Genomic DNA, 3,227 nt, shown 5'->3' on the forward strand with positions numbered 1-3,227 from the left:
ACTCGCGCTTCGCGCATGCGCTTCGAGCGCTGTTCGCGCGGCCGGGCCGCTGCGCCGCTTCGCGGCGGACCCTCCTCGAGGTCGGGTCGTGCGGGCTGGGGAATGCGGTCATGGCGGACTTAAGTGGTGCGGTAGCGCGCGGCCATGGCCTCGGTGATCGTCCGTAGGTGGGCGCGGAACTCGGGGGGAGCGAGGACCTCGACGTGGTTTGCCAGGGGGAGTAGGGCGTGGGTCAGTACTTCGTAGGACTCGGAGGGGATGGTGATGTCGGCCCAGCCGTCGGGGTCGGTGGGGCCGAGGGTGGCCAGTGCGGCGTGGACGGCCGCTGGGTCGTTCATGAGGCGCAGGAGGCCGAGGTGTTCGGTGGCGATTCGGCATCGCGCGTTGACTTTCAGCATGGACTGCCCGAAGTCGACTGCGGCGGCCTGCCAGTGGGTGGCGAGGTCGAAATCGGTTGGCCGGTCGAAAGTTTCGCCGGTGGCGTCGGCTGTGGCGATACGGCTCGCCCGATAGGAACGGATATCGGAGTGGACCCGCGCGACGAGATACCAGGTGCCCGCCTTCATCACCAGGCCCAACGGGTCGACCTTTCGTTCCACGGCGTCGTCACCTCGCCGGTAGGTGATCGTGAGGCGGCGGTCGTGCCAGACGGCGTCGGCGATGGTTGCGAGAGCGGGGGTTTCGTCGGGGCGGTGGAACCAGCCGGGCATATCGATGTGGACGCGTTCGGCGATGCGGGTTGCCCGGCCGCGCAGTTCCGGTGGCAGCGCGGCCAGCATTTTCAGCTGGGCGGTGGCGAGGACGGTGCCGAGGCCGAGGTCGGCGGCGGCGCCCGGTAGGCCGGCCAGCAAGACGGCGTCGGCCTCGTCGGAGGTGAGGCCGGTGAGCCGGGTTCGGTATCCGTCGACCAATCGCACCCCGCCGCCGCGCCCGGGTTCGCTGTACACCGGCACTCCCGCCGCCGACAGTGCCTCGACATCCCGGTACACCGTGCGCACCGACACCTCCAGCTCCCGCGCGAGCTCCCCGGCCGTCGACCCGCCGTTGGCTTGCAGCAGGAGCAGTAGCTGCACCAACCTGCTCGCTCGCATACCCCGAGACTAGCCGCGAACCTTGACACAGGATGTCAAGGTTGCGTCGTAGCGTGAGCGTATGACCACTTGGAGCCAGTTCACCGAGGAAGCGCCGCGCATCGCCGAGCTGTTCCTGCGCAGACACCGTGCCACCGGCAATCTGTGCATGCTCGGCACCCTCCGCGCCGACGGATGGCCACGGATCAGTCCGATCGAACCGATGGTCTTCGAGGACATGCTGGTGCTGGCGGGTATGCCGGACACCCGCAAGTTCGACGACCTCGCCCGCGACCCACGCTTCTGCCTGCACACCGCAACCGTCGACACCAACGTCACCGACGGCGACGCCAAACTCTTCGGCACCGTCACCGACCTGAAGGACGAATCCGTCCACGCCCGCTTCGCACAGAAACTCTTCGACGACAGCGGTTTCGACATCCGCGGCCAGAAATTCGACCACTTCTACATCGCCGACCTCACCAGCGCCTCCACGGTCGAAGTCGCCGACGACCAGCTCGCCATCACCATCTGGAAACCCGGCGAGGGCGAACGAGTCGTCACCAAACGCTGAATCCCTCCACCGCCCGCGTCCGACTGACTATGGACTATGGCTGACTGGTCAGTCATTATAAATTCATGCCGAAGCGAGTGGATGTGGATGCGCGGCGGACCGAAATTCTGGAGGCGGCCGTCCGGGTCTTCGCCAGGAAAGGGTTCGCCGCGTCGCGGATCGAGGATGTGGCGGCGGAGGCCGGGGTCGCGAAAGGGAGTGTCTACCTCGCGGTCAGCAGCCGGGAGGAACTGCTGACCGCCGCGTTCGACCAGTACCGTGCCCGCGCGGAACAGCAGCTCGCCGCGCCTGGCAGCGGTCCAGCGCTCGATCGGCTGGCGCAGTTGATCCGGTCGACCGTGGCGATGCTGGCAGCCCACCCGGACTACGCGCGCGTGCTGCTGGACGTGTGGTCGGCCAGGACGCCGTTGGATATGGCCGCCGTCTACGAGGGCTACCGGGCGGCCGTCGCGGAGCTGTTGCGTGCGGCCGACGCCGAGGGGCAATTGCGGGCGGGTATCGGCGACGCGCACGCCGCGGTGATCGTCGGCGCGATCGAAGGGTGCCTGGTGCAGTGGCTGGCCGACGACCGCGTCGCCCTCACCGATCTGACCGAACCCCTGGTGCAGGTGTGCGTGGAAGGTGTCCGCCGATGACGATCACCGACCGGCTCATCGCCCCTGGAGCCACGAGAAGTGAAGCAGCCCTGTGCTATTCGTCGGCGGTCATCGGTGGGGTGACAGCTGCGCTGCTCGCGAGAAGCGCGGGTGGCTCCGCGCTGGTCGTCGCCGTGGTCGCCCTGATCGGCTTCGACCTGTTCGGCGGCGCCGTGGTCAATGCGACAGCATCGGCCAAAAACTGGTTCCACCGGCCCGGCCGAACCGCCCGCCATCACCTCACCTTCGTCGCCATCCACGGCCAACCGTTCTTGCTGGCGCTGGTGGTCCCGGGGTTCGGTTGGTGGGTCGCGGCGGCCATCTACGGCCTCGTCCTCGCGGCGGCCGCCGTCGTCCTCTCGGTGCCCGATCAGCTGCGCGTGCCGGTGGCCTTCGCCGCCACAGTATTCGGCGTCGCGATCACCACGTCGATGCTCACAGTGCCGACCTTTCTCCTCTGGTTCGGCCCGGTCCTGCTGATCAAACTCCTCCTCGCGCACCTGCAACCCGTTGCCGCAGCACCGGCTCAGGCTATTTCGTGAGTCCGAGCAGTGCGGCGGTGAACCCGTAGTCGGGATCCTCCATCTTGCCGGTGCGGCAACCATCGGACTTCATCTGGATGCGCTCGCAGAACAGGCTGATCGTCTCGCCGGAGAGCGTGGTCCCGATCAATGCGTGTGAGCGGAAGATCTTGCGCTCGGGGTCCATCGCGCCGTCGATGTTCTGCATCAGCAGGGGCGCGATATCGACGATCTCGATCATCGCGCCGGAGTTGGCGCGCAGCTGGTTGGTGACATTCGTGATTCCGCTCAACGATTCCGACAACGTGTCGGCGTGCTCACCGAAGGTCGTGGAGGTGTTGGCCAGGAACCCGTTGAGCTGGTCGAGGGTGGCCTGCAGGCCGGGGGCCTGTTCGGCGAGCAGTCCCGACATCTGGGTGACCTGGTT

General features: G+C 67.4%; 4 protein-coding genes and 1 pseudogene. 3 read left to right on the top strand and 2 right to left on the bottom strand.

Annotated features, from left to right (window positions below; genetic code table 11):
- Positions 1-119 precede the first annotated feature (119 nt).
- Positions 120-1,091: a YafY family protein gene (locus AB0I19_RS29175; protein WP_357153294.1), complete on the bottom strand. Its 972-nt coding sequence runs from the start codon at positions 1,089-1,091 to the stop codon at positions 120-122.
- 61 nt (positions 1,092-1,152) lie between these two features.
- On the opposite strand from AB0I19_RS29175, the gene AB0I19_RS29180 reads away from it, so the two are divergent.
- From AB0I19_RS29180 to AB0I19_RS29190, 3 genes are all read left to right on the top strand, one after another.
- Positions 1,153-1,644, top strand: a complete 492-nt coding sequence (locus tag AB0I19_RS29180; protein WP_357153297.1) for a pyridoxamine 5'-phosphate oxidase family protein — start codon at positions 1,153-1,155, stop codon at positions 1,642-1,644.
- 65 nt (positions 1,645-1,709) lie between these two features.
- A complete protein-coding gene (locus AB0I19_RS29185; protein ID WP_357153300.1) occupies positions 1,710-2,279 on the top strand; it encodes a TetR/AcrR family transcriptional regulator in 570 nt (189 codons plus the stop codon).
- The gene (locus AB0I19_RS29190; RefSeq protein WP_357153302.1) at positions 2,276-2,821 is read left to right on the top strand and encodes a hypothetical protein; all 546 of its coding nucleotides are present in this window, start codon (positions 2,276-2,278) and stop codon (positions 2,819-2,821) included. The genes AB0I19_RS29185 and AB0I19_RS29190 overlap by 4 nt, the downstream gene beginning before the upstream one ends.
- On the opposite strand, the pseudogene AB0I19_RS29195 reads toward AB0I19_RS29190, so the two are convergent.
- Positions 2,811-3,227 (bottom strand): annotated as a pseudogene (locus AB0I19_RS29195) (mammalian cell entry protein); the annotation flags it as partial. The gene AB0I19_RS29190 and the pseudogene AB0I19_RS29195 overlap by 11 nt on opposite strands.

The sequence above is a fragment of the Nocardia sp. NPDC050413 genome (genome assembly GCF_040655475.1).
In the GTDB taxonomy this organism is placed as follows: Bacteria; Actinomycetota; Actinomycetes; order Mycobacteriales; family Mycobacteriaceae; genus Nocardia; species Nocardia coubleae.